This is a genomic window from Actinomadura fibrosa (assembly GCF_900659615.1).
Lineage (GTDB): Bacteria > Actinomycetota > Actinomycetes > Streptosporangiales > Streptosporangiaceae > Spirillospora > Spirillospora fibrosa.
Genome location: NZ_CAACUY010000039.1, coordinates 1 through 22,862, shown reverse-complemented (window position 1 = coordinate 22,862; position 22,862 = coordinate 1). Strand labels below are relative to the sequence as shown.

At 71.7% G+C, this 22,862-nt stretch carries 21 protein-coding genes, 1 tRNA gene and 1 pseudogene; 7 read left to right on the top strand and 16 right to left on the bottom strand.

Annotated features, from left to right (window positions below; genetic code table 11):
• Positions 1-18: 18 nt before the first annotated feature.
• Entirely contained in the window at positions 19-1,110 is a 1,092-nt protein-coding gene (locus E1300_RS16305) for an NADH:flavin oxidoreductase (RefSeq protein WP_131757850.1), read from the top strand.
• Between the two features lie 91 nt (positions 1,111-1,201).
• Positions 1,202-1,651, top strand: coding sequence for an SRPBCC family protein (locus E1300_RS16300; RefSeq protein ID WP_131757849.1), 450 nt, complete (start codon positions 1,202-1,204; stop codon positions 1,649-1,651).
• A 17-nt stretch (positions 1,652-1,668) separates the two neighbouring features.
• Here E1300_RS16300 and E1300_RS16295 read toward each other — a convergent pair whose 3' ends face one another.
• Complete coding sequence (locus E1300_RS16295; RefSeq protein WP_131757848.1) at positions 1,669-2,580, bottom strand: hypothetical protein; 912 nt, start codon at positions 2,578-2,580, stop codon at positions 1,669-1,671.
• A 562-nt stretch (positions 2,581-3,142) separates the two neighbouring features.
• On the opposite strand from E1300_RS16295, the gene E1300_RS16290 reads away from it, so the two are divergent.
• Both E1300_RS16290 and E1300_RS16285 read left to right on the top strand, forming a co-directional pair.
• Complete coding sequence (locus E1300_RS16290; RefSeq protein ID WP_131757847.1) at positions 3,143-4,090, top strand: NHL repeat-containing protein; 948 nt, start codon at positions 3,143-3,145, stop codon at positions 4,088-4,090.
• A 330-nt stretch (positions 4,091-4,420) separates the two neighbouring features.
• Positions 4,421-5,695, top strand: coding sequence for a PucR family transcriptional regulator (locus E1300_RS16285; RefSeq protein ID WP_131757846.1), 1,275 nt, complete (start codon positions 4,421-4,423; stop codon positions 5,693-5,695).
• Between the two features lie 6 nt (positions 5,696-5,701).
• Here E1300_RS16285 and E1300_RS16280 read toward each other — a convergent pair whose 3' ends face one another.
• Positions 5,702-6,352 (bottom strand): B12-binding domain-containing protein, encoded by a 651-nt coding sequence (locus E1300_RS16280; RefSeq protein ID WP_165502865.1) that lies wholly within the window; start codon positions 6,350-6,352, stop codon positions 5,702-5,704.
• A 164-nt stretch (positions 6,353-6,516) separates the two neighbouring features.
• Here E1300_RS16280 and E1300_RS16275 point away from each other — a divergent pair, with 164 nt between their 5' ends.
• The gene (locus E1300_RS16275) at positions 6,517-9,867 is read left to right on the top strand and encodes a CHAT domain-containing protein (protein WP_131757844.1); all 3,351 of its coding nucleotides are present in this window, start codon (positions 6,517-6,519) and stop codon (positions 9,865-9,867) included.
• Here the strand turns inward: E1300_RS16275 and E1300_RS16270 are convergent.
• Entirely contained in the window at positions 9,864-10,358 is a 495-nt protein-coding gene (locus tag E1300_RS16270) for a restriction endonuclease (RefSeq protein WP_165502864.1), read from the bottom strand. The genes E1300_RS16275 and E1300_RS16270 overlap by 4 nt on opposite strands.
• A 217-nt stretch (positions 10,359-10,575) precedes the next feature.
• Positions 10,576-10,648, bottom strand: a tRNA-Asn gene (locus E1300_RS16265).
• A gap of 153 nt (positions 10,649-10,801) precedes the next feature.
• Between E1300_RS16265 and E1300_RS52490 the strand changes: the two genes are divergently transcribed.
• On the top strand, positions 10,802-11,074 hold the full coding sequence (locus E1300_RS52490; RefSeq protein ID WP_131757842.1) for a YtxH domain-containing protein: 273 nt from the start codon (positions 10,802-10,804) through the stop codon (positions 11,072-11,074).
• A gap of 58 nt (positions 11,075-11,132) precedes the next feature.
• Here the strand turns inward: E1300_RS52490 and E1300_RS16255 are convergent, their stop codons facing one another.
• The 12 genes from E1300_RS16255 to E1300_RS16205 all read right to left on the bottom strand — a co-directional run bounded on the left by E1300_RS16255 (position 11,133) and on the right by E1300_RS16205 (position 22,228).
• A complete protein-coding gene (locus E1300_RS16255) occupies positions 11,133-11,498 on the bottom strand; it encodes a hypothetical protein (protein WP_131757841.1) in 366 nt (121 codons plus the stop codon).
• Between the two features lie 91 nt (positions 11,499-11,589).
• The gene (locus E1300_RS16250; protein WP_131757882.1) at positions 11,590-11,865 is read right to left on the bottom strand and encodes a MerR family transcriptional regulator; all 276 of its coding nucleotides are present in this window, start codon (positions 11,863-11,865) and stop codon (positions 11,590-11,592) included.
• 620 nt (positions 11,866-12,485) lie between these two features.
• Positions 12,486-12,962, bottom strand: a complete 477-nt coding sequence (locus tag E1300_RS16245; RefSeq protein WP_131757840.1) for a hypothetical protein — start codon at positions 12,960-12,962, stop codon at positions 12,486-12,488.
• Positions 12,963-12,980: 18 nt separating this feature from the next.
• Positions 12,981-14,300, bottom strand: a complete 1,320-nt coding sequence (locus E1300_RS16240; protein ID WP_131757839.1) for an MGH1-like glycoside hydrolase domain-containing protein — start codon at positions 14,298-14,300, stop codon at positions 12,981-12,983.
• Between the two features lie 129 nt (positions 14,301-14,429).
• On the bottom strand, positions 14,430-15,239 hold the full coding sequence (locus E1300_RS16235; protein WP_131757838.1) for an HAD family hydrolase: 810 nt from the start codon (positions 15,237-15,239) through the stop codon (positions 14,430-14,432).
• The gene (locus tag E1300_RS51585; RefSeq protein WP_207399773.1) at positions 15,236-16,363 is read right to left on the bottom strand and encodes a cysteine protease StiP family protein; all 1,128 of its coding nucleotides are present in this window, start codon (positions 16,361-16,363) and stop codon (positions 15,236-15,238) included. Before E1300_RS51585 ends, E1300_RS16235 begins: the two co-directional genes overlap by 4 nt.
• Positions 16,360-17,640 (bottom strand): phosphoribosyltransferase family protein, encoded by a 1,281-nt coding sequence (locus E1300_RS51580; RefSeq protein WP_242619181.1) that lies wholly within the window; start codon positions 17,638-17,640, stop codon positions 16,360-16,362. The genes E1300_RS51585 and E1300_RS51580 overlap by 4 nt, the downstream gene beginning before the upstream one ends.
• Positions 17,641-17,756: 116 nt before the next feature.
• Positions 17,757-18,914, bottom strand: a complete 1,158-nt coding sequence (locus E1300_RS16225; protein WP_131757837.1) for an HpcH/HpaI aldolase/citrate lyase family protein — start codon at positions 18,912-18,914, stop codon at positions 17,757-17,759.
• 262 nt (positions 18,915-19,176) lie between these two features.
• The gene (locus E1300_RS16220; protein ID WP_131757836.1) at positions 19,177-19,755 is read right to left on the bottom strand and encodes a TerD family protein; all 579 of its coding nucleotides are present in this window, start codon (positions 19,753-19,755) and stop codon (positions 19,177-19,179) included.
• A 59-nt stretch (positions 19,756-19,814) separates the two neighbouring features.
• Positions 19,815-20,975: a DUF475 domain-containing protein gene (locus tag E1300_RS16215; RefSeq protein WP_131757835.1), complete on the bottom strand. Its 1,161-nt coding sequence runs from the start codon at positions 20,973-20,975 to the stop codon at positions 19,815-19,817.
• A gap of 62 nt (positions 20,976-21,037) precedes the next feature.
• On the bottom strand, positions 21,038-21,616 hold the full coding sequence (locus tag E1300_RS16210; RefSeq protein ID WP_131757834.1) for a TerD family protein: 579 nt from the start codon (positions 21,614-21,616) through the stop codon (positions 21,038-21,040).
• Between the two features lie 36 nt (positions 21,617-21,652).
• Entirely contained in the window at positions 21,653-22,228 is a 576-nt protein-coding gene (locus E1300_RS16205) for a TerD family protein (RefSeq protein WP_131757833.1), read from the bottom strand.
• A gap of 158 nt (positions 22,229-22,386) precedes the next feature.
• Between E1300_RS16205 and E1300_RS16200 the strand changes: the two are divergent.
• Positions 22,387-22,862, top strand: a pseudogene (locus E1300_RS16200) (molecular chaperone DnaJ); the annotation flags it as partial.

Below are 22,862 nucleotides of genomic sequence, written 5' to 3'. Positions count from 1 at the left end.
CAATATTTAAGGATCACCATGACCGACGCCCGCGTGACCGAGGTCCTCGGCACTCCCTTCTCCCTCGGACGCCTCACGGTGCGGAACCGCATCGCCATGGCGCCGATGACCCGCGAGCACTCCCCCGGCGGCGTCCCGGGCGAGGACGTGGCGGCGTACTACGCGCGCCGCGCCGCGGGCGGGGTCGGACTGATCATCACCGAGGGCACCTACGTGGGCCACGACTCGGCCGGCACCAGCGCCCGCGTGCCGCGCTTCTACGGCGAGGACGCCCTCACCGGCTGGGCGGACGTGGCCGCCGCGGTCCACCGCGAGGGCGGCGCGATCGTCCCGCAGCTCTGGCATGTCGGCATGGCGCGCGAGGCGGGCGCGCCTCCGGTGCCGGACGCTCCCCGGGTCGGCCCGTCCGGCGTCCCCATCACGGGCTCGGACGAGGGCACGGCCATGACCCTCGCCGACATCGACGACGTGATCCGGGCCTTCGCGGACGCCGCCGCGGCGGCCAAGGCCCGCGGTTTCGACGGCATCGAGTTGCACGGCGCGCACGGCTACCTCATCGACCAGTTCCTCTGGTCCCGCACGAACCGCCGCACCGACGCCTACGGCGACCGCGTCCGCTTCGCCGCCGACATCGTCGCCGCGTGCCGCGCGGCCGTCGGCCCCGACTTCCCGATCATCTTCCGGACGTCCCAGTGGAAGGCGGGCGCCTTCGACGCGAAGATCGCGGAGACCCCCGAAGAGCTCGGCGCCCTCCTCGGCCGCCTGGTCGACGCGGGCGCCGACGCCTTCCACTGCTCCACGCGCCGCTACTGGCTCCCCGAGTTCGAGGGCTCCGACCTCAACCTCGCTGGCTGGGCGAAGAAGCTGACGGGCAAGCCGTCCATCAGCGTCGGCTCGGTCGGCCTCGACATCGAGTTCATCGCGTCCTTCCAGGGCGAGGCGGCTCACGCGACGAACATCGACCCGCTCCTCGACCTGATGGAGCGCGGCGACTTCGACCTGGTCGCCCTCGGCCGCGCCCTCCTGGGCGACCCCGCCTGGCCCACGAAGATCCTGAACGGCGAGTCGCCGACCCTCTTCACCCCTGCCCACCTCAAGTCCCTCACCTGACGCGACGAGCGAGCCGACCCCCGTCCCGGCGGCCTCCGCCGAGATTGATATTCTCAGTCAGCGAGAATGACCCTCGATACAAGGGGAGATCATGGCGGAGGACCGGGTCGAGGCCCAGCGCGAGATCGAAGCGCCACCGGAGAAGGTGTTCGACCTGCTGTGCGATCCGCACGGGCACGTGGCGATCGACAGCTCCGGAATGCTGCAATCGGCGGAAGGGGATCCCGTCAAGGGTGTCGGCGACACGTTCGTCGTCCATATGGACCGGGAGGCGCTGGGTGACATCGATCTCGGGAAGTACGACGTCACCGTGACGATCACGCGGTTCGAGCGCGACGCGCACATCGAGTGGACGGTCGCCGAGGGAATCGACCACCGCTACGGCTACCTGCTCGAACCCACGGAGACGGGGACGCGGGTCACGTCGTACTGCGACTGGAGCCGGACCGGCGAGCGGTACCGCAGCGCCCTGACCTTCCCGGTCATCCCCCAGACCGCGTTGCGCGCGACCCTCGGCATCCTCGCTCGCACCGTGCAGTGAAGGTCGGCCGGGGGCGCTCAGGCGTGGCGGATCTCGAATCTCAGGCCGTCGCGCTCGTCGAGGACGAAAGCAGGGTCTCGCGCATGGGCCCAGTGCTCGGGCAGGAGGATGTATCTGCCATTTGAATAAGTGAGGAGCCGCAGCCCGGTGTAGCGGTAGACGTACTCTCCCCGGGTCACGCGGAGTCGTTCGGCCTTGAGACCCGTTCCCGGCGCCGACAGGCTCAGATCCGTCTTGCTGTAGACGGTGACGGGTGGACGCTCGGCAAGGCGGCGTTCGATCGTCCGAGCCGATTCCGTCCCGTCGAGGTTCGCGTAGACCCCGACGGCCCAGAGGATCAATACCGCGGCGAGGACGACCAGAACGGCCGCCTGAAGGCCCTCGATTGCCGCGGGAGCGGGAATTTCCGGGGTGGCTCCTCGCCAGGAGATCGCGTACACCACCAGCACCACTCCGGCACCGATGAGAATGGGAACGATCGGCTGCCGGGTGCTGTAGACGATGACATTGTAGAAACCGAGGAGCCCGGCCACGCAGAGCGTGATTCCGACGCCGGCGCAGCCGATGACGACGGCGCGCAGGAGGAGCCGGTGGCCGCCGGAGACCTGCCGCGCGACCGCCCTCTTCAGCAGGCGGTGCGCCAGCGGCAGCCCCAGGACCGCGAGGGCGGCGATGACCAGCGGCTGGACGGTCACGGTGACGCTGCGCAGCACGTAGTCGGCGACCGAGAACCGCAGCATCGACGGCTCGATCCCGAAATAGGGGTACAGCGCGTAACTGCGCGCCCAGCCGAAGTAGTACAGCACCGCGACGATCAGCGTCGTCTGCGCGAGGACCTGGCCGAGGGCCTGGAGGCCGGCCGCCCACCCGGCCGGGCGGCGTTCCGGGGAGTCGTCCGTGTCTTCGGCGGCGGACGGGTTCGGCGGCACCCGGCTCAGGGACTCGAACCGCCGGGGTCATCGGTGCCGGAATCACCGGAATCGTCCGGTGGCCGTGTCGCGGTCGGCTGCACCGGTGTCGGGTTGACGTTGTCCGGGCCGCGGCCCGGCGCCGAGTTCGTGGCGCCACCCGATCCGCCCGGACCATCCGAATTCCCGGAGTCCTTACAGGAGACCGAGCCGAAAAGGATCACGGTGCCCACGACCACGGGCAGCGCCCATCTAGTAGGTCCCATTTCCGGCATCCTCCCCCGATCCGCTCGTCATCACCTCAGCCTCTCACGGTTTCGGCGTCCATAAGCGCTCGGTATCTGGCAGATTTCGGCCAAGACTTCACACTTCAATTCACGCGGAACGGACGCGATAACGCTTTCCCCGTCGTCATCAGTGACGTTTTCGCGCATCATGCGACCGGCGCTTCCGCGGCTCCGCTTCCGCGTGGACGGATCAATCGTGATCCGAGATCGATGAGATGACGGACATGTGTTGGACTCATTGATCGTTCCCGGGCCAGACTGCCGGCGTTGACCTCATACGACGGAAAGAGCGGCACATGAAGCTCCCGATCACGATCCTCGGTGCGATCGTTCCCGCGCTCACGATGACCATCGCCACCGCCGGCCCCGCGGCGGCATCGGACCAGCGGGCCGGGACTCCCCCGACGACGCTGGCCCTCCCCGACGGCTTCCAGCCCGAGGGCATCGCCATCGGCGCCGGCCCGTTCGCCTACATCGGCTCGATGGCCGACGGCTCCGTGTACCGCGTCGACCTGCGCACCGGACGCGGCGCGGTCTTCAGCCGCGGACCGGGCACGCCGTCCCTGGGAATGAAGATCGACCCGTACGGCCGGCTGTTCGTGGCGGGAGGCACGGGGGGCGACGCGCGCGTCCTCGACGTCCGCACCGGGCGGATCCTGGCCTCCTACCGGCTGGCGGCCGGCCCGTCCTTCGTCAACGACGTCGTCATCACGAAAGGCGCGGCGTGGATCACCGACTCCACCAACGCGGTCCTCTACAAGCTGCCGTTGCGCGGCGGGCGGCTGCCCGCCCGTCCGGTGCGGATCCCGCTGACCGGGGACCTGAGGTACGGCACCGGCTTCAACGCCAACGGCATCACGCCCACTCCGGACGGCCGGGCCCTGCTCGTGGTGCAGTCCAATACCGGCGGGCTGTTCCGCGTCGAGCCGTCCGGCCGGACGCGGCGGGTGGACCTGCACGGCGAGTCGCTGGTGGAAGGCGACGGTCTCCTGCTGCGCGGGCGGACGATGTACGCGGTGCAGAACCGGCTCAACGTCGTGACGGTCCTGCGGCTGAACGCGGCGGGAACCGAGGGCCGCGTCGTGCGGCGGGTGGGCGACCCGCGGTTCGACGTCCCGGCGACCGTGGCCGCTTTCGGGTCCCGGCTGTACCTCCCCAACGCCCGCTTCGACACCCCGGCGACCCCGGACACGCCGTACACCGCCGTCGCGATCCCCACGCCCGGCAGCGCCCGTCCACGGTGATCGGCAACGCGCCATGACCTCGGCGCCCGCCGCGGCCCCAGGTCGCGACGCCGCGTTTGAGAATCTCACATTCAGTTGAGAGATCAATCCTCTCGTAGCTGATAACGCCATTTGCGGTTTTTAAGATGTCGATTTACATTCCCTCGGCGGCGATCCATACTTGCCGGAGCCGGTCCCGACGAGCGAGGTGAGGTCGATGCGCGCGATGCACGACCCGCGGCTCGCCGTGGCCCCTCGACACCTGCGACTCCGAGCACGCTCCCACCGGTGAGCCGGGCGTCGCGTGGCCCGGCCGCGTCCACCGGTGTGCTCCCGCACGAAGGAGGATCCGTGCCCGCACACGCGCCACCCCAACGGCACGCGCCGACCGTCCTGCCGGACCGCGCCCCGGCGGCCACCGCGATCGCGGACATCGTACGGGCCGGACTGCCGGTACTCGTGGACGAGCTCATCGAGGAGATGCGGGCGCACGTGCCCAAGGCCGATGCCCTGTTCCGCCTCGACGCCGGATCCCAGGCCAGGCGGGGCATCGAGGAGATGGTGCGCAGGTTCGTCGACAGGGTCGCGGCGGGCGCTCCCGTCCTGGACGACGACGCCGAGAGGTACGGCTCGTTCATCCGGGACGCGTTCCTCAACGGATGCGACCTCAACACGTTGCTGGCGCTCTCGCAGATCGGCGCCCGCGTCGCCTGGCGGCACTTCGCCGCGGCGGGCAACCGCGCGGGCTTCACGCCGGACGAGGTGTCGGTCCTCGCCGAGCGGACCTTCGCGTGCATGGAGCTCGTCTCGGCGCAGGCCGTGGACCTGTTCGAGCGGCTCTACGAGGACGCCGCGGCGACGCTCGGAGAGAACCGGAAGCGGCTCCTTGGAGCGCTCCTGTCCGAGCTCGGCTTCAGCCCGCGGCCGGTCGCCGACCTCGCGCGCGAGGCGAGGTGGCGGCTGCCCGGCAGCGTCGCCTGCGTCGCCGTGGACGACGTCTTCACCGCGGGCGGGCGGCTCTCGCCGGCGCTCGACGCCGACGTCCTGACCGATCTCGAACGCCCCGACCCCTGCCTGCTCGTCCCCGCGCCGGACGCGGCGGGACGGTACGAGATGCTGCGCCGGGGGCTCAACGGCGTCGCCTACGCCATCGGGCCGGTCGTGCCGCTGGAGGAGGCGGCGCTGTCCCTCCGGCTCGCCCGGCGGGGCCTGGCGCTGATGCTCCGGGGCGTGCTGCCGGGCGCCGAAGGGCATGTGCGCTGCGACGAGCATCTGCCGTCGCTCACCATGCTCGGCGACGAGGAGTGCCTCCGGATCCTCGTCCGGCGGGCGCTGGCGGCGTTCTCCGACTGCCCGCCGGAACGCCGTACCCGGCTCTCGGAAACACTGCTGACCTGGCTGGACAGCGGATCGGCCCTGCGCGAGGTGGCCGCGCGGCTCAACATCCACCCGCAGACGGCCCGCTACCGGATGCGGCAGCTCGAAGATCGCTTCGGGGAACGCCTCCACGATCCCGACTGGCGGTTCGAGATGCAGATCGCCCTGCGCTTCCGCGCCCTGGGCCGTCCGGAACCGGCACTGGCCGGCGCCGAGCAGCCGCCGGAACCGGCACGGACCGCGCGCTGACGGCGTTCAGCGGTAGGCCCCGCACAGGGCGTCCAGCGCGGTGGACACGGACGTCACGAGGGACACCGCGGGCGGAAGCCGTTCTCCGTCCCACCCGGGCCCGCCGACCACGACCCGTAGTGGAGGACGCGTGGACGGCAGATCGTTGAGCCAGGACGGGTCGCCGGTCTCGGGAAGCTGCGACCAGACGAACACCGCGTGCGCCTCAACCCGGTCGATCGCGGACGCCAGGGCGGACGCCGGCACACGCGCCCCCAGCATCAGCCTCGGGACGCCCGCCTCGGCCAGCGCGGCGGCCAGCGCGAGAAGCGGCAGGCTGTGCTGCTCGTCCGGAGCGCACGCCAGCACCACGGGGCTGCGGCCGTGCCCGCCCGGGAAGGCGACCGCGGGCGGCGTCACCGCGACCAGGCAGCGCGACACCACCGCCGACAGCAGATGCTCCACCTCCACGTACCTGCCGGTCGCCTCGTGCTTGCGCCCGATCCCGACGAGCACCGGCACCAGCACCGTGTCCCAGGCCGCCGCGACGCCCTCCGCGCGGAGGGCCGACTCCACGGCGCCGGCCATGGTGAACTCGTCCAGCGCCATCGCCGCGTCCGCCAGGCCGTTGACCGGCGCGGCCAGTGCAGCGTCGCGCTCGGCGGCCGGGGCGTCCACAGGGATGTGATCACCCCCGTGCCCGGCCTCTCCACCTGCGTCCCCCATACCCGCCCACTACCCGTCCCAGCAGCTCGAACAACGCCTTCCGAACATCCCGCCCCACCTGTCCGATGCCGGATAAGGTCGGCGGGACGCGCGGGCGCTCCAGCGGGAAGGCACGGATGCGGAACGAACTCCTGGCCGCCATCCGGGCGCGGGTCGCCCGTGCTCGCGAGACCGGTGACCCGGCGCCGGTGCTCGATCCGGACGCCACGCTAGAGGTGAGCGCTCTCGTGGCGTTCCTCTCCGCGAACGGGTCCGGCCCCGACGCCGAGGCGTGCCACGAGATCGGCTGGCTGTGCTGGCTCCGGGTCCTGGCGCTGCCGGTGGAGGAGGTCGAGGAGGACCTGGAATGCGCCGTCATCGCATTCCGCTCGGTGTTCGCCGCGGACCCCTCCTCCGTCCCCGAGCCGCTGCACGAGTACTACACGCAGCAGGGGGTCTCCGCCATGCCACCGGAGGACGACCTCCTCATCCCCGAGGATCTGGTCCTGGGAGGGGAGGACGGGCCGCATCCTGACCATACCGATCGGGAAACCCTTGCAGATTCCGATCCGGCCGACCTCACCGACCACGGTGTCGTGTTCATGGAGTGGTACGAGCGGGCCGGTGACCTCGAAGCCCTCCAAGGGGCGCTTGAGCAGTTCCGGTCGGCGCTGGCTCTGGTCCCGTCCGATCACCCGAAATGGGACCTGTGCATGTCCAACCTGCTCAGCGCCCTGGCGAGCTGGTACGACGACTTCGGCGAGGTGGACGCGCTCCGGGAGATGGTCGCCGTCCTCCGCGAGGGCGCCCGCGTCGATCCGTCCCGCCGCGCCTTCCTCTCGACCGCCCTCTTCACGCTGTCCAACCACATCGGGGACATTGAGGCACTGCGGGAGGCGGTCGACGTCCGGCGGGCCCTCGTCGGCGACACGGCCGACGCCGCAACGCGAGCCGACCATCTGAACGAACTCGGCGGCATGGCGCGCAAGCTGTACGAGTCGACCGGCGAGGCGGAGACGCTGGACGAGGCGGTCACCGCCTTCCGGGCCTCGGTGCGGACCACCCCGTCCGGCGACCCGGAACTGCCCGGCCGCCTGACCGGCCTCGGCGGGATCTTGCAGGCCCTGTTCGAGCGCACGGGTGATCCGGATGTGCTGCGCGAGGCCATCGACACCGGGCACCGGGCCTTGGCCGCCTTCCCCCAGGAGCATCCGCATCGGGGCATGTGCCTGGCGAATCTGGGCGTGTCCCTGCGCACGTCGTTCGAGCGGACCGGTGATCTCGCCGTCCTCAGCGAGGCGGTGGACGCGCACCGGGCCTCCCTGGCGGCCACACCGGACGACCACCCGGCGCGGGCGGGTCGGCTGCTCAATCTCGGCAACACCCTGCGGACCCTCGCCGACCGGACGGGGGATCCGCAGGCGCTGTCCGGAGCCGTCCAAGCCGGGGCGGCGGCGCTGGAGCTGATCAACGACGACCACCCGGACCGCGCGCGGTACCTGTCGAGCCTGGCGAACTCCCTGTACGCGCTGGCCGGACGCACGGAGGATCCCCGCCACTGGGCCGAGGCGGCCGACCTGTCCCGCGCCGCCGTGGCCGCCACCCCCGAGGGTCACGCTTTCCGACCTCGCAACCTCAACAACCTCGCCGTCGGGCTCACGCTGCAATTCCGCCACACCGGAGACCCGGCCACCCTCCGTGAGGCCGTCGCCGCCGGACGCGCCGCCGTCGCCGCCAGCCACGACAACTGGTCCGAGCTCCCCGGTTACCTGTGCGTACTGGGCTCGGCGCTCGTCCTCCTCCACCGCCACACCGGGGATGAGTCAGCCCGGGACGAGGCCCAAGCCGTCCTGAAGCGGGCGACGGCCCACCCTGCCGCCACCGTCGAGGACCGGATCAGCGCCGAGCGGTCCCTCGCCAGGATCTGCCCGCCGGAGGCCGCGCTCGGCGCGATCGAGACGGTGGTAAGCCTGCTGCCGCTGGTCGCTCCCCGGGACCTGCGGCGCGCCGACCGCGAGCACCAGCTCGGCGAGGAGGCCGGGATCGCCGGGCAGGTGGCCGCCACCGCTCTCGCCGCCGGCCGGCCCCAGCGGGCCGTGGAACTGCTCGAACAGTCCCGCGGCCTGCTCCTCAGAGAGGACATGGACTCTCGCACCGAAGTAGATCGGCTGCGCGCTCATGCCCCCGACCTCGTCGACGAGTTCGTCCGGCTCCGCGACGACCTGGCCCGCCTCGATCCCACGCCGACCCCCGGCAGTGAGGGCGATCGCACGATCGCCGACCGGCGCCGCGCGGCGGCGGCCGCCTGGGACGGGCTGCTCGACCGCGTCCACGCCCGGCCGGGCCTCGCGGGATTCCTCGCCCCGCCGTCCATCGACGAGCTGCGGCGCCAGGCGGACGCCGGGCCGATCGTCCTGGTGACCACCGACCGGGACCGCTGCGACGCCCTGATCGTGACCGGCGACACCGCACGGCCGGTCAGGCACGTCCCCCTCCCCGCCCTCACCGAGCAGGCCGCCTACGAGCAGGGCGACCGGTTCCTCGCCGCCCGCCGCGCCGCCGTCACCGCACCGGACGCGTCCGGCCGCAGGCGCGCCGAGGCCGAACTGCACGACGTCCTCGGCTGGCTGTGGGACACCACGGCCGCGCCGATCCTCACCGCCCTCGGGCACACCGCCGCGCCCGAGGACGGCTGGCCGCGAATCTGGTGGTGCTCGGTCGGCGTCATGGCGTACCTGCCCCTGCACGCGGCCGGCCACCACCACGACCTCCTCACCGACACTCCACCTCGCACCGTTATGGACCGGGTCGTCTCGTCCTATACCCCCACGATCCGCGCGCTGGCCTACGCCCGGCGGAACCCGGCGCCGTCCTCCCCGGAGGCCCGGCCCGCGCTCATCGTCGCCATGCCGGAGACGCCGGACGCACCACCGCTCCCGGGCGCGGACGACGAGGCGCACCGGGTGAGCCGCCTGCTCACGGAACCGACGATCCTCCGGTCGCGGCACGCGACCCGCCAGGCCGTCCTGTCCGCGCTCCCCCGGCACTCCGTGGCCCACTTCGCCTGCCACGCCACGTCCGGCTGGGACGCCCCGGACGCGGGCCGGCTCCTTCTCCACGACCACTCGGCGAGCCCCCTGACGGTCGCGGAGATCTCCCGGCTCGACCTGGCCGGCGCCGACCTCGCCTACCTGTCCGCGTGCGGCACGTCCGACACGCACCCCCGCCTCGTCGACGAGGCCGTCCACATCACCGCCGCGTTCCAGCTCGCCGGCTTCCGCGCCACGATCGGCACCCTGTGGCCGATCAACGACCGGGTCGCCACCCAGGCGGCCGAAGAGATCTACACCGAACTGACCGGCGAGGGCACACGACCCCCGGACGCCGCCCGCGCGGCCCACGCCCTCCACCACGCCCTGCATCGCCTCCGCGCCACCTACCTCGACGCCCCGACCCTGTGGGCGGGCCAGATCCACGCAGGGATCTAGACGAGGCCGAAAAGGAAACTGCTGAGCCGATCAGGCCGCTCGCTCAGCAGAACGTTCACTGCGCCCGCCTTCGTGAGGCGGCTCAGATACGCCGAGTACTGGGGACGCACCCCGTCGACCCGGTCACCGTCACGCGTCTCGTACGTCCAGGAGTCGTCAACGAGCCGGACGCAGGCGATGCCGTGGACGCGCGCGTACTCCAGCGCCCCGCTCTGGAACCCGGACGTCGCCACCAGGACGCCTTTGTGCGCACCCGTGGAGCGGAGCTTGTCGTTCAGCACCTGCACATGCTCGCGCTTGACCGGCGACGCGTGCCGCTTGCACTCGAACAGCATGAGGAACTCCGCCCCGAGCAGCCGGAACCGCACGGTGACGTCGATGACATAGGTCCCGTCGGTCCCCGGCACCTCGTCGAGATGGGCGACCCGCCAGTCCAGGACCTCCTGCTCGCTGGCACGGACGAGCTCGGCGACGGCCCGCTCGTACTCCACGGGACTCAGTTCATGCCCCGGCCGGTCTTCGACTCGGCGCACACCGGAACCCTCGTCCATGGCCCTCCGCCCATGTCGCGCACCACACCGCGCGTCCATGATGACGACACCCAGGGCGTCCCAGCACTCTCACCGGCCAGGCACATCGGCAAAGCGAACAAGCACGCCACCGATACCGGAAGCGTGCCTGATTCGAGAGTTTCTTGGCGAAAGGAAGCTCCCGCGATTGGACTCGAACCAATAACCTGCCGGTTAACAGCCGGCTGCTCTGCCGATTGAGCTACGCGGGATCGTGCGGGCCGGCGGGGTTCTGGGCCCCTGCCAGCGCGTCTAGGTTAGCGCATGTGCGGGACTGTTCGCGCACGTGTATCGGCGGGGGTGGATGAAGGGCGCGATCGTGGGTATGGGGCGGGAACGTTGAGCCCCCGACCTGGGAGATTGGCATGAAGTACACGTTCATCGCGGGCGCCGCGATCGGCTACGTCCTCGGGACGCGGGCCGGGCGCGAGCGGTACGAGCAGTTGAAGCGGCTGTCGCGGCAGGTGTCGGAGAACCCGAAGGTCCAGGAGGTCACCGGGACGCTGCAGGCGAAGGGCGGTGAGTTCGCCGAGGTCGCCAAGGAGAAGGCGGGCAGCCTGACCGCTTCGGCGAAGGACCGGGTGCCCGAGCAGCTGCCGGGACGGCACAAGGCCGAGCCGACGGTCACCGGCACCTAGTGCCGAGCCCCGCGACGGCGCCCAGGCGTACGCCTGGGCGCCGTCGCGCTTTCCCGGCTCAGGTGCGTTGCCGTCCGAGCGGCGTATCGCCGTCGGGGAGGCTCGCGAGTGGGCTCATCGTCAGGGTTCTGGCTGCCACGTCGGGAGTCAGCCAGCCCGTCCGGTCTTCGGCGGGCAGCAGGGCAGGCCAGTCGATCTCCGCTTCGGATCGGGGCTGGCCGATGAACAGGGTGAAGGTCCAGCGGCTGTCCTGATGGCCGTGGATCCACGCGCGTCCGCGTATGCAGGGCTCCGGTGCCTCCAGGTCGATGTGCTCGGGTGACAAGCCGTCGCAGGAGAGGAAGCGGATGCGTCTGTCCTCGAAGCCTTCGAGTTCACTGCAGACGCGGTACTCCAGGCGGAGCCAGAAGTCGGGACCGTCCATGATGTCGGGCCTCCCGTCGTTCGGCGCCCAGGCGTGCGCCTGGGCGCCGTCGCATTGTTCGCGGGAGTTTCGGGCTCCTCTGGCGGGCCCGTCAGTTGTGCTCGCTGGTCTGGTCGATGCGCTGCTGGAGCTGGGCGTTGATGCGCTGCGCCTCGGCGAGCTGGTCTTCCAGGATGATGATGCGGCAGGCCGCTTCCAGTGCGGTGCCCTGGTCGACCAGGTCGCGGGCGCGCTGGGCCAGGCGCAGCTGGTAGCGGGAGTAGCGGCGGTGGCCGCCGGCCGAGCGTTGCGGGACGAACAGCTTGGCGGCGTCCAGGCCGCGCAGGAACCCCGGGGTGACGCCGAGGATCTCGGCGGCACGGCCCATGCTGTAGGCGGGGTAGTCCTCGTCGTCGAGTTTGTCGTCCAGTTTGTCGGCCCCGGTGTCGGGGTCCGCTGGTATTCCGGGGTGGGTGCCGGTTCCGGCCGGCTGGGGTGCTCTCACATGACCTTCTGTGCTGTCATCGGCGGGTCGGCGAACATCGGGGCCCCGGCGCCATCGGGCGGCGCCGGGGCCGTGAGGTACAACACCATTCCTCCGGCGTCGGGGCCGGTTTCATCGGGCGCGCCTGCCTTGTGGGCGCGGGGATCGCGGATGCGTGACCGCAGGCCACCATGGTCTGCGGTACCCGCGCGGCGTGACTGGAGCCTGCGACGGGCGATCCCGATGGTGCCGAGACCCTCCTTCCGTGTTCTTCCTACTTGCGTTACTTGCGTTCACTTCGCCGACGGCCCGTTGGCCCCCGGTTGCGGAGCCGGCTGCCGGGGTCCCTTCCACTGCGCTGACCCCGGCACGTCCGGCCCGCTTCTTCCATCCGTGCGGGCAGTTCGTCAGCTGCCGCTCATCTCGGACCTTGTGCTCTTCGATGACAGAAACTATAGCCCATGGGGGCGCGGGAATCTACTTCGGTGAGCGTAGATTTTTGGAGATCGTGAGGGCCGGTCCTGTCAGAGGCCGGTCTGGCGGCGGAGGTCTTCGAGGAGCTGCTCGGCCTGGGCGCGCAGGCCCGGGTCGTCCGGATCGAGGCCCGCGTCGAAGACGAAGGACCAGCGCACGTCGCCGCCGGACGCCGGGCGGCGTCCGGCGATGCGGACCTTGCCGCCGCCGGGCAGCCTGGCCTGGTGGTTGACGGCGATGGTGGCGGTGACGCGCTCGCGGACGGTCTCGGGGACGGACCCGGGGTCGGTGAGGCGGACGTGGTGCTCGGCTCCGCCGGACGTCTCGTGGACGTGGAGCCAGCCGTCCTTCCAGGAGGCCTGGTCGACGCGTTCCCAGGGGATGCGGGCCATGCCGCCGGGGGTCGGCAGGTGCAGGGCCGTGGTGGTGGCCACGACGTGGGAGCCGCCGCGGGTGGCGGCGGACGCGAGGGCGCGTTCGCCTCGCTCAAGGGTGACGCCGGAGGGCACCCGGCGGAGTAGGCGCATGGGTGCCACGGTAGGCGATCAGGCCGCCTGGGGGGCGCGGCGGGCGCCGAGGAGGTCGAGGACGAGGGCGGCGGACCAGGAGTGGTCGTGGCCGCCGCGGCCCGTCCCGTCGAAGGGGTCGAAGAACTCGCGGAAGCCGGACTGGCGGACGAGCCGCATCGTGGACCCGTAGAGGAGGTCCGCGACGACCGGGAGGTCGTGGGCGAGGGAGCCGTACCAGAGGAGCCAGTTGGTGCTGATCCAGGTGGGTCCGCGCCAGTAGCCGCCGCGGTCGAAGGCGGGGGCCTGGATGTCGCAGGTGGGGACGGGGTAGCCGGCGGCTCCGGCGAAGCGGGCGGACAGCAGCAGGTCCACGAGGTTGCGGACGATCGGCGCGGGGAGCCGCGGGTCGAGGAGCGGCCCGAAGGACGCGGCGGTGACGACGGGCAGGAGGCGGTCGTCGCGGAGGTCGCGGGCGCGGAAGCAGCCGGTGTCGCGGTCCCAGAGCCGGTCGAGCAGGGCGTGGTGGACGCGGTCGGCGGCCTCGCGGTGCGGGGCGGGGTCCTCGTGGAGGATCTCGGCGATCTCGGCGAGGGCGTGCGCCGAGGCGAGGTAGGTGGCGTTGACGAGGGGGTCCTCGACGGCGAAGGGGTGGGCGTCGCGGAGGTATTCGGGGGCGTATCCGGCTTCGCGCATGAGGGTGACGAGCCAGACGTAGCGGTCGTAGTCCTCGCCGGTGGGAAGGGTGCGGGGGACGTGGCCGGGCGCGTAGGCGGTGGGCGGGAGCTGGAGGGCGCCGAGGGGGCGGTCCCAGGCGGGGCTGTTGTCGAGGCCGGACTCCCAGGGATGGCAGATGGCGATGAGGCCGCTTGAGGCGAGGTCGCGGGCACGGGCGAGGTAGCGGTGCTGGGCGACGAGCATCGGGTAGAGGCGGGCGAGGAAGGCGCGGCTGCCGTCGGTGTCGGGGGCGCATTCGTGCAGGCGCAGGGCGGCGAGGGCGTGCAGCGGGGGCTGGGTGAGGCCGGAGGTGTGGACGCCGCGGGGGGCGGCGGGCTGCCGGTCGCTGCGCCAGAGCTCGGGGCCGGGGAAGAAGGCGTGCCGGGCGAGGCTCGTGTTGAAGACGATGTGCGGGAGCATCCCGTCGGCCCACTGGCCGCGGAACAGGCAGAGGAGCTCGGCTTCGGCGCGGTCGGGCCGGTGGCGGGCCAGGCCCATGCTGACGAACGCGGAGTCCCAGCTCCACTGGTGGGGGTAGAGGCCCGGCGACGCGGCGGTCGCCGTTCCGGTCCAGTTGGCGTCGAGCACCCGGGCCGCGGCCTGCCACAGCGCGGTCTCGTCGCCGGTGAGACGGGAGCTCATGTGCTCAGAGTGACCTCCCGGTCGCGGTCGTGCGTCGACGGTTCACCCGTGATTGTGACCGGAGAAGGCGTCCGCGACGACCCTTTGGCGGCCGTCGATTCTCGACGGGAAGCGTCGCCGCGCCGTGATTTATCCCAGTGCGGTGGCCCGTTCCAGCAGCCAGCCGGCGATCTCCTCGCCGGCGGCGACGCCGCGAGCGGCGGTCACGGCGGTGCCGGGGGACGTCCAGCCGGTGTCGTGCAGCTCGCCGTGGGCGGGGCGGACGGCGGCGTCGGCGGCTTCGAGGAGCTCGATGTCGAGGAGGGAGTCGCCGGCGGCGAGCATGGCGGCCGCGCCGGTGCGGCGGGCGACCTCGGCGGCGGCCGCGGCCTTGGTGAGGGACGCGGGCAGGCAGTAGACCTTGCGGCCTTGCAGGGACGTCCGCCAGCCGCGTTCGGCGCACCAGCCGGTGAGGTCCTCGACCCAGGTGCCGGGGAGGGCGGCGCGGTCGACGACCGTGTACGCGAACAGGTCGGACGCGGTACGCCTCTTCAGGACGAAGTCTCCGCTCGCCTGAGCGAGGTAGTCCTGGACCTCCAGGAGTGGGACGCAGCCTTCCTTCATCTGGGTGTCGACGGAGCGGGACCAGTCGGGATCCTCGGTCCCGTCCACGAGGATGCGGCCGCCGTTGGCGCAGATCGCGTAGGAGGGCGGCTTCTCCAGTAGGTGGACGCGCCGGTACTGCTCGGGTGTCCGGGTGGTCGTGGGGACGAAGGTGGAGGCCGCGGCGAGGGCCTCCAGGGTCCGCGCGGCCGTCTCGGTCAGGTGCGACAGGGGCGCGCCCTGGTAGAGCTCCACGCAGAGGAGGCGCGGCATGGCCTCGTCGGGGCCGTCCAGGGCGAGTGAGCTCGGTGAGTAGATGAGGGTGCGGTCCAGGTCGGAGCAGACGAGGACGGTCACTGGACGGCTCCCTGGCCGAACTTGGGGTGGATCAGGCCCATGCATGCGTACGGGATGTCGTCCACCGGCAGGACGGGCACGTCGCGTTCGTCTGCGAGGAGCTGGATGTGCATGAGGTCCGGGGCGGCGTCAGGGCGGGCGAGGATTTTCCAAGGGACGCGGCGCAGGAGCACACGGGTGGTCTCCCCCACGCCCGGCTTGACGAGGTTGAGGTCGTCCACGCCGTGCGCGAGACCCACGCGGCGGACGGTGTCCCAGCCGGACCAGTCGGGCGTCCGGTCGGCGGAGCGCAGATCCGGGAAGTCCTTCTCGACCCTGTCGGCGACGTTGGGGAAGTAGGCGCAGACGGTGTCGAGGAAGTGGTTCGAGACGTCGTCGTCGGCGAGGTCCGCGTAGAACTTCGCGCCGTGGAAGTCGCCGGGGCCGATGAGGTCCCGGTTGAGGACGGTGCGGCTGACGAGTCCGGACACGGTCGAGTTGAGGCAGGCCGACGGGATCAGGAAGTCGTCGCGGGTGCCGTAGAGGGGCGTGCACCGGCCGGGGTCCGCCAGGACGGCGAGGTCGGACGGGAAGCGGGCCTCCGGCGCGTGGTCCTCCAGGGCGGCGGCGAGCTCGCGGGCGATCGCGCCCTTGCCGGTCCAGCCGTCCACGAACATCACCGTGGACGGGTCGTGGTGCTCGGCCAGGTAGCGGAGGGCGACGGTGTCGATGCCCCTGCCCCGGACGATGCTGATCGCGTAGTGCGGCAGGTCGAGGCCGTGCGCGAAGCGCGCCCAGCGGCGCGCCAGGATGCCGACCGGGGTTCCGGCGCGGGCGAGCGAGACCAGGGTCGCGTCGGGGCCGCGCTCGGCGAGGATCATCTCGGTCATGAGCCCGGCCGCGTAGGCGACGCGTTCCGCGGACGCCTCCAGCGCCTTCTGGAACAGCCTCTGGTACTCGGGTCCCGGCTGGTACTCCTGGGGCAGCGATTCGGCGTAGTGGGCCCGTCCGGCCTGGATGGCCGCCTCGCGCTCCTCTGTGGGCGCCTCCAGTTGGACGTCCGACAGGTCCTTGAGCAGCCATGTGACGTCTTCCGCCGGGTAGCTGCCGAAGTCCGGTCCGCGCAGGGGTGTGGGCAGGGTCACGGTTCCCTCCTGTGGGACGGGATCGTCGCGAGCAGCACGGGGGCAAGCGCGCGCAGCCGTTCCAGTAGTCCGTTGGCCAGTTCTGGGGTGTCGCCTACGTCGTCCACGACGAACACGATCCGGTCGAAGGCGGAGGACACGTTGTAGGCGTAGCGCTCCCCCGGCCCGTCGGACGGGTCGTCGTGGGACGGGAACGCCAGCCGCGTCCTGATGGCGTAACCCGGGTCGTCCACGGCCAGGACCGGCGAGCGGGTGGTCGTCGAGTAGCGGACGTCGGCGCCGGGCAGGGCGTCGGCCAGCGCCTCCGCCAGCCGCAGCGGCGCGTACATCAGCTCCTCGAAGCCGAGGACCAGCACGCGGGAGGCTCCCGGGCCGAGTGCGTCCGCCAGGGCGTCGGCCATGCGCGGCAGGTCCTTCTCCAGCCTGGCGCGGTGTGCCGGGAGGAAGCCGTGCCGTCCGCCGTCGGGCAGCCCGGCGGGCCAGTCCAGGGCCGCGCGGGTGACGGTGAACCGGCCCGTGGCGGCCTGTCCGGGCGTGGGTGTGAGCGAGGGAGAAGGACGGGCGGACAGGTCCTCCACGAGCGCCTGACCGGCCTCCAGGACGCCGTCTGGCAGTTCCACGCGGCCTCGGGCGAGCGCGACGGCGTCGATGCGGACGCCCAGGCGGGCGGCGAGCGCGCGCATCCGGGCCCGGTCGTCCTCGCCGCGCAGGTCGACCAGGGCCGCGAGGACGTAGTGGCGCCTCGGACGGACGGCGTGCAGGGCCTCGATGGTGTTGAGGACCGTCCGTCCCGTGGACAGTTCGTCGTCCACGAGGACGGCGGGAACGTCCCGGTCGAGCGCCGCCGGGTCGGCTGGGAGGAGGAGGTGGCTCGTGGCGTGGCTGTGCTCTTCCTCGAATCCGCCGTAGGTCGCGAATCCGTCCAAGGGACGGCGGGTCGAGTGCAGGTAGTAGGCGCCGCCCAAGGCGTCCGCGACGGAATGCCCTAGCGCGGTGGCCGTTTCCGCATAGCCGAGCACGAAAGCGTCCACCGGCGCGGACGGCTCGCACAGCGAATCGCGGAGCGCCGCAGCGGCACCCGGAACACTTCCGAGCGCATCCGAAAGAAGGGTCCCGCGACTGGAGGGGTTCTCGTCGCGCAGGCGCGCGCGCACGAGGTCACCGAGCAGTAGCCCGGCCCCGTACACCAGGCGAGGGTCGGTGGGGACGTGCTTTCCGAGGACCGCCGAGACCAGCAGGTGCGCCCGGCGCGGGTTCCGCCGAACGGCCAAACCCACCAGATCCGTCAGGCGGACTCCGGCGATCCCGGCGTCTGGGCCGTCCGAGAGCCGCACCCCGAGACGCTCCGCCACCCACGTGCCGGGCCACGTCACGCCGCCGTCCCCAGAACGGATCACCGGCTGCCCGCCGCTTCCAGCAGCTCCACGAAGGTAACGCCCTCCGCCGCCACGCCGAACACCTGGGCGCGCAGCAGCAGCCGCTCGGCCCACGCCCGGTGCGGCTTCGCCTCGTTCATCTTGTTCGCGTACGAGCTGGCCATCGCGCCCCCTCCGGCGACGCCGAGGATGTCGGCGGCGTCGCAGTACTCCTCGTGCGTGACCACCGACAGCGCGTGGACGGCCGCCACATGGCTGGGATGGATCACGGTCTTGCCGGTGAGGCCGTTGGCCTTGTCCAGGTGCACCTCGCGGATCAGCCCGTCCAGATCGGCGGTGATCAGCCGCTGCCGCAGCGGCGCGGCCTGCTGCCGCTCGAACGGCGACTGGCGGAGCTGCGGCTTGAACATCCGCTCGCCCGCCGAGAAGTACTCCCAGACCGGCCCGGTCACGACGTACCCCGTGCCGTCGGCGCGGCCGAGGATGTTGACCACGTCGCAGATCACCCCCGCGACGGGCCGGATGTCGTAGATCGTCAGGTCCGGCGGGCGGCGCAGCCCGTAGGCCGCCGACATGTCCGTCGCGCCGAGCCGGACCGCGAGGACCCGGTCGCGGTGCTTGGCGAGCAGCCGCGCCACGTCGTCGAGCATGCCGCCGCGGGTCTCGGCGTACACCGCCTCGGCGCTCTCGATCACCGGCATCGCCAGCAGCCGCAGGCCGGTCCGCGCGGCCGTCTCCTCCAGCGCGTCCAGGAACGCCGCCCCCGCCGCGGCGGTGAACTTCGGCAGCACGAACCCGGTGACCAGCGCGGCGGCGTCGCCGAGCCGGTCGGTCAGCGCGCCGATCTGGGCGGGCTCGCGGACCCGGACGAACAGCAGCGGCACGTCGTCGCCGCTCGCGTGCAGCGCCCGCAGCTGGGCGACCGCGTTGGCCTCGCCCGCCGCCACGTCGGCGTCGGCGATCGCGTCCTCCAGGCACACGACCAGGCTCATCACGCCGCGCCGGGCCGCCTTGCGGATGTCCTCGGCGAGCCGGGGACGCGTCGCGGGGGTGTAGAGCGTCGCGCCGAGCGCCACCGCCAGCACCGCCGGGTCGTCGTGGCGGTCGAAGCGCCGGGGGTGGCGGTAGAAGAGGTGCTTGCGGTACGTGGCGTCAATGTGATCGAAATGCCGCATTCACAAGTTCCCCTCAGGAATGGACCGCTGCGCGCGGATCGTCGGTCCCCTCCGAGATCCCTCCCCCGGAACTGTCCGATGGTAGTCGGCGAAAGCACCTTTTCGCCCAAAACGCGATCACTTACATCCGATCATGGCGAAACCGGCCGAGTACGCGAAGATCGCGTTCGGAGGCGGGACCCGGTCCCCTGGGGGGACGCCGGGGAGGCGGGCGCGCGGCGCCGCCGGGGTCTCCGCGGGACCCGGGCGGCGCGCGCGGCCGTCACAGGTGCGCGGACACCGCCGGCAGCAGGTGCTGGAACGTCCGGCCGGTGGCGGTGGCGCCGATCGCCGTCATCGTCCAGCCCTGCCCGTCCCGCGACACCTTCGCCATGATCTGGGCGTTGTGCCGCCCCGCGCCGCTCAGGTCGTAGCGGGCGATCTCCTGCCCGGTGGACTCGTCGACCAGCCGGCAGAAGGCGTTCTCGATCTGCGAGAAGTCCTGCCCGGTGAACGAGTTCACCGTGAAGACGAGCTGGGTGACGTTGGCGGGGACGCGCTGGAGGTCCACGTTGATGACCTCGTCGTCGCCCTCGCCCGCGCCGGTGAGGTTGTCGCCGGTGTGCTGGACGGAGCCGTCCTTGCTGCGCAGCTGGCGGAACCACACCGAGTCGGCGAGGTTGCCGGCGGCGTCGAACAGCAGGCACGACGCGTCCAGGTCGATGGACTGGGCCTTGCCCTTGCCGAACAGGCCCTTCTTGACGACGGCGTCCCAGCCGAGGCCCATCCGGACGCGGGTGAGCGTGCCGCCGCCGGGCTTGGCGAGCGAGACCTTCTGCCCCTTCTGCAGAGAGATCGACATCGTCGTCGGCTCCTTCGGTGATGACGTCGCGGGGTGCTGGCTTCGAGAGATCCGGCTCGTCAGAGCTTGCTGGAGTGGAGCTGCTTGTCCTCGCCGGGACGCGCCGCCGGGGGCCGCTCGCCGCCGCCGCGGTTGCGGACGACGGAGCTGGCGAACGCGGCGATGATCAGGCCGGCGCCGAGCCCGCCGGTGATCCACTCGGGGACGTGGTGGCCGATGCTGACCAGCATGCAGACCGCGAGCGCGCCGATGGCCCAGTGGGCGCCGTGCTCCAGGTAGACGTACTCGTGCAGGGTGCCCTTCCGGACGAGGAACACCGTCAGCGACCGGATGTACATGGCGCCGATGCCGAGGCCCAGCGCGATGATGATCGGGTCGGTGCTGATCGCGAACGCGCCGATGACGCCGTCGAAGCTGAACGAGGCGTCCAGCACCTCCAGGTACAGGAACAGGAAGAACCCGGCCTTGCCGGTGGCCAGGGCCAGCGAGCTCGGCCCCGACCGCGCCGGGGCCCCGGCGGCCCCCTTCGCGGACGCGCCGTCGCCGGCCTCGTCGCCGGCCCCGTCCGCGCCGTCCTCGGCCTCGTCGTCGTCCACGCCGGCCTCGGAGAACAGCTCGCCGAGCCCGTTGACCAGGATGTAGGTCACCATGCCGAGCACGCCGGCGATCATGACGTCGCCGGGCTTCTCGGCGTACAGGCCGGCGACGAACGCCAGCGAGCCGCCGGCGACGACCACCGAGAGCTGGTCCAGCTTGCCGATGCGCGCGAGCGGCTTCTCCAGCCACGGCAGCCACTTGTCGGCCCGCTCCTCGAACACGAAGTCCAGGAACAGCATCATCAGGAACATGCCGCCGAACGCCGCGATCATCGGGTAGGCGTCCGTCATCAGGTGGTGGTAGCGGTCGGAGTCGTTGATCGCCAGGTCGAACGCCTCGACCGGGTTCAGCTGCGCGGTGATCCCGACGATCAGCAGCGGGAACACGAGCCGCATGCCGAACACGGCGATGGCGATGCCGACGGTCAGGAAGATCTTCTGCCAGAAGGGGCTCATGCGGTCGAGCACCTTGGCGTTGACCACGGCGTTGTCGAACGACAGCGAGATCTCCAGGACCGCCAGCACGGCGACCAGCGCCAGCCCGGTCGGCCCGTCGTAGAGCAGGGCGATGAGCAGGCCGACGACCGTGACGGCGAAGGACCACCCGAAGGTGCGAAGAATCATGCGCGTATCTCTGCTAGGTGGGATGGCCCGAAGGGCCGGGTTGCGGGGACCACCGGTTTCCGTCAGCCGACGTTCACGCCGAAGTCCAGGGCGATGCCCGCCAGACCCGAGGCGTACCCCTGGCCGACGGCCCTGAACTTCCACTCGCCGTTGTGCCGGTACAGCTCGCCGAACACCATGGCCGTCTCGGTGGAGGCGTCCTCGGTGAGGTCGAACCGGGCGAGCTCGTTGCCGTCGGAGCGGTTGACGATGCGGATGAAGGCGTTGCGCACCTGGCCGAAGTTCTGGTGCCGGTTGTCGGCGTCGTAGATCGACACCGGGAAGACGATGCGCTCGCACTCGGCCGGCACGCCGGTGAGGTCGACGTTGATCGACTCGTCGTCGCCCTCGCCCTCGCCGGTCAGGTTGTCGCCGGTGTGCTCGACGGACCCGTCCGGGCTCTTCAGGTTGTTGAAGAACACGAAGTGCTGGTCGGACATGACCTTGCCGGAGGCGCCGAGCATCAGCGCGGACGCGTCCAGGTCGAAGTCGGCGCCGGTGGTGGCGCGCACGTCCCAGCCGAGCCCGACGGAGACGGCGGTGAGGTTGGGCGCGGCCTTCGTCAGCGAGACGTTGCCGCCCTTGGCGAGTGAGACTCCCATTGTTCGGGCCACTCCCTTCCCGGTGGGGGGTACGGATCAGAGGTTGACGCCGAAGTCGGTGGCGATTCCGGCCAGACCGGAGGCGTACCCCTGCCCGACCGCCCGGAACTTCCAGTCGGATCCGGCGCGGTAGAGCTCGCCGAAGACCATCGCGGTCTCCATCGAGGCGTCCTCGGAGAGGTCGTAGCGGGCCAGCTCGGTGCCGTCCCCCTGGTTCAGGACGCGGATGTAGGCGTTGCGCACCTGGCCGAAGTTCTGGCCGCGGGCGTCCGCCTCGTAGATCGACACCGCGAACGCGACCCGCTCCGCCGTCGCGGGCAGCGCGCCGAAGTTCACCTTGATCTGCTCGTCGTCGCCCTCGCCGGCGCCGGTGGTGTTGTCGCCGGTGTGCTCGACGCCGCCGTCCGGCGTGCGCAGGTTGTTGAAGAACACGAAGTGCTGGTCCGTGATGATCTTGCCGGAGCCGTCCAGCACCAGCGCCGAGGCGTCGAGGTCGAAGTCGGTGCCCGTGGTGGTCCGCAGGTCCCAGCCGAGCCCGACGGTCACCGCGCTGAGCCCCGGGGCCTGCTTGGTGAGCGAGACGTTGCCGCCCTTGCTGAGACTGACACCCACGAGAGGCCTCCAAGATCGCATGCCGTAACGGGCGCCGCCCCGGCGCCTCGCTATATCGACGTAGCAGTGATGCTATCCGTTCCAACTTTCGCGAGAGCGTTACCTTGGGCACTGTCGGAACTGGGGCACCGTCGGTGCGGAGCGAGGGAGGCGCGGCGTTGCGGGGACCGGGCGACCAGCGCCGGCGCGGCCGGGGCGCGCAGGCGTCCGCCGCGGCGGTCGAGGCGAGGGAGGCGGCCGCCGCCGCCTTCTACGACATGGACCAGGCGCAGAAGTACCTCGACGGCCGGATCACCGTCTTCGCGGACCTCGACGCCGCCGCGGCCGCGCCCGCCCGCCGCGAGTTCGCCGAGCTGTCGGACGCCGCCGACGCCGCGTCCGCCGCCTACATCTCCGTGCTGGACGCCCACGACCTCGACGGCCAGGAGCGGACCCCGGCCGAGTTCGACGCCGCGCGCCGCGCGTTCGTCGCGTCCACCGAGCGGCTGGCGCAGATCACGCGGAGCCTGAACGGGTTCGCCGAGCGGCTCGCGCCGAGGATGGCGCGGCTGGAGGCCGCGCTCGACGCGCTCCCGCCCCGGCTGGCCGCCGCGCGCGACGCCGTGGCCGCCGCCGACGCCGCCGTGGCCGCCGC

Bases quoted from the DNA above. Each gene is read 5' to 3' on its own strand.
- E1300_RS16305 (WP_131757850.1), top strand. From the start codon at position 19: ATGACCGACGCCCGCGTGACCGAGGTCCTCGGCACTCCCTTCTCCCTC.
- E1300_RS16300 (WP_131757849.1), top strand. From the start codon at position 1,202: ATGGCGGAGGACCGGGTCGAGGCCCAGCGCGAGATCGAAGCGCCACCG.
- E1300_RS16290 (WP_131757847.1), top strand. From the start codon at position 3,143: ATGAAGCTCCCGATCACGATCCTCGGTGCGATCGTTCCCGCGCTCACG.
- E1300_RS16275 (WP_131757844.1), top strand. From the start codon at position 6,517: ATGCGGAACGAACTCCTGGCCGCCATCCGGGCGCGGGTCGCCCGTGCT.
- E1300_RS52490 (WP_131757842.1), top strand. From the start codon at position 10,802: ATGAAGTACACGTTCATCGCGGGCGCCGCGATCGGCTACGTCCTCGGG.
- E1300_RS16255 (WP_131757841.1), bottom strand. From the start codon at position 11,498: ATGGACGGTCCCGACTTCTGGCTCCGCCTGGAGTACCGCGTCTGCAGT.
- E1300_RS16250 (WP_131757882.1), bottom strand. From the start codon at position 11,865: ATGGGCCGTGCCGCCGAGATCCTCGGCGTCACCCCGGGGTTCCTGCGC.
- E1300_RS16245 (WP_131757840.1), bottom strand. From the start codon at position 12,962: ATGCGCCTACTCCGCCGGGTGCCCTCCGGCGTCACCCTTGAGCGAGGC.
- E1300_RS16240 (WP_131757839.1), bottom strand. From the start codon at position 14,300: ATGAGCTCCCGTCTCACCGGCGACGAGACCGCGCTGTGGCAGGCCGCG.
- E1300_RS16225 (WP_131757837.1), bottom strand. From the start codon at position 18,914: ATGCGGCATTTCGATCACATTGACGCCACGTACCGCAAGCACCTCTTC.
- E1300_RS16220 (WP_131757836.1), bottom strand. From the start codon at position 19,755: ATGTCGATCTCTCTGCAGAAGGGGCAGAAGGTCTCGCTCGCCAAGCCC.
- E1300_RS16215 (WP_131757835.1), bottom strand. From the start codon at position 20,975: ATGATTCTTCGCACCTTCGGGTGGTCCTTCGCCGTCACGGTCGTCGGC.
- E1300_RS16210 (WP_131757834.1), bottom strand. From the start codon at position 21,616: ATGGGAGTCTCACTCGCCAAGGGCGGCAACGTCTCGCTGACGAAGGCC.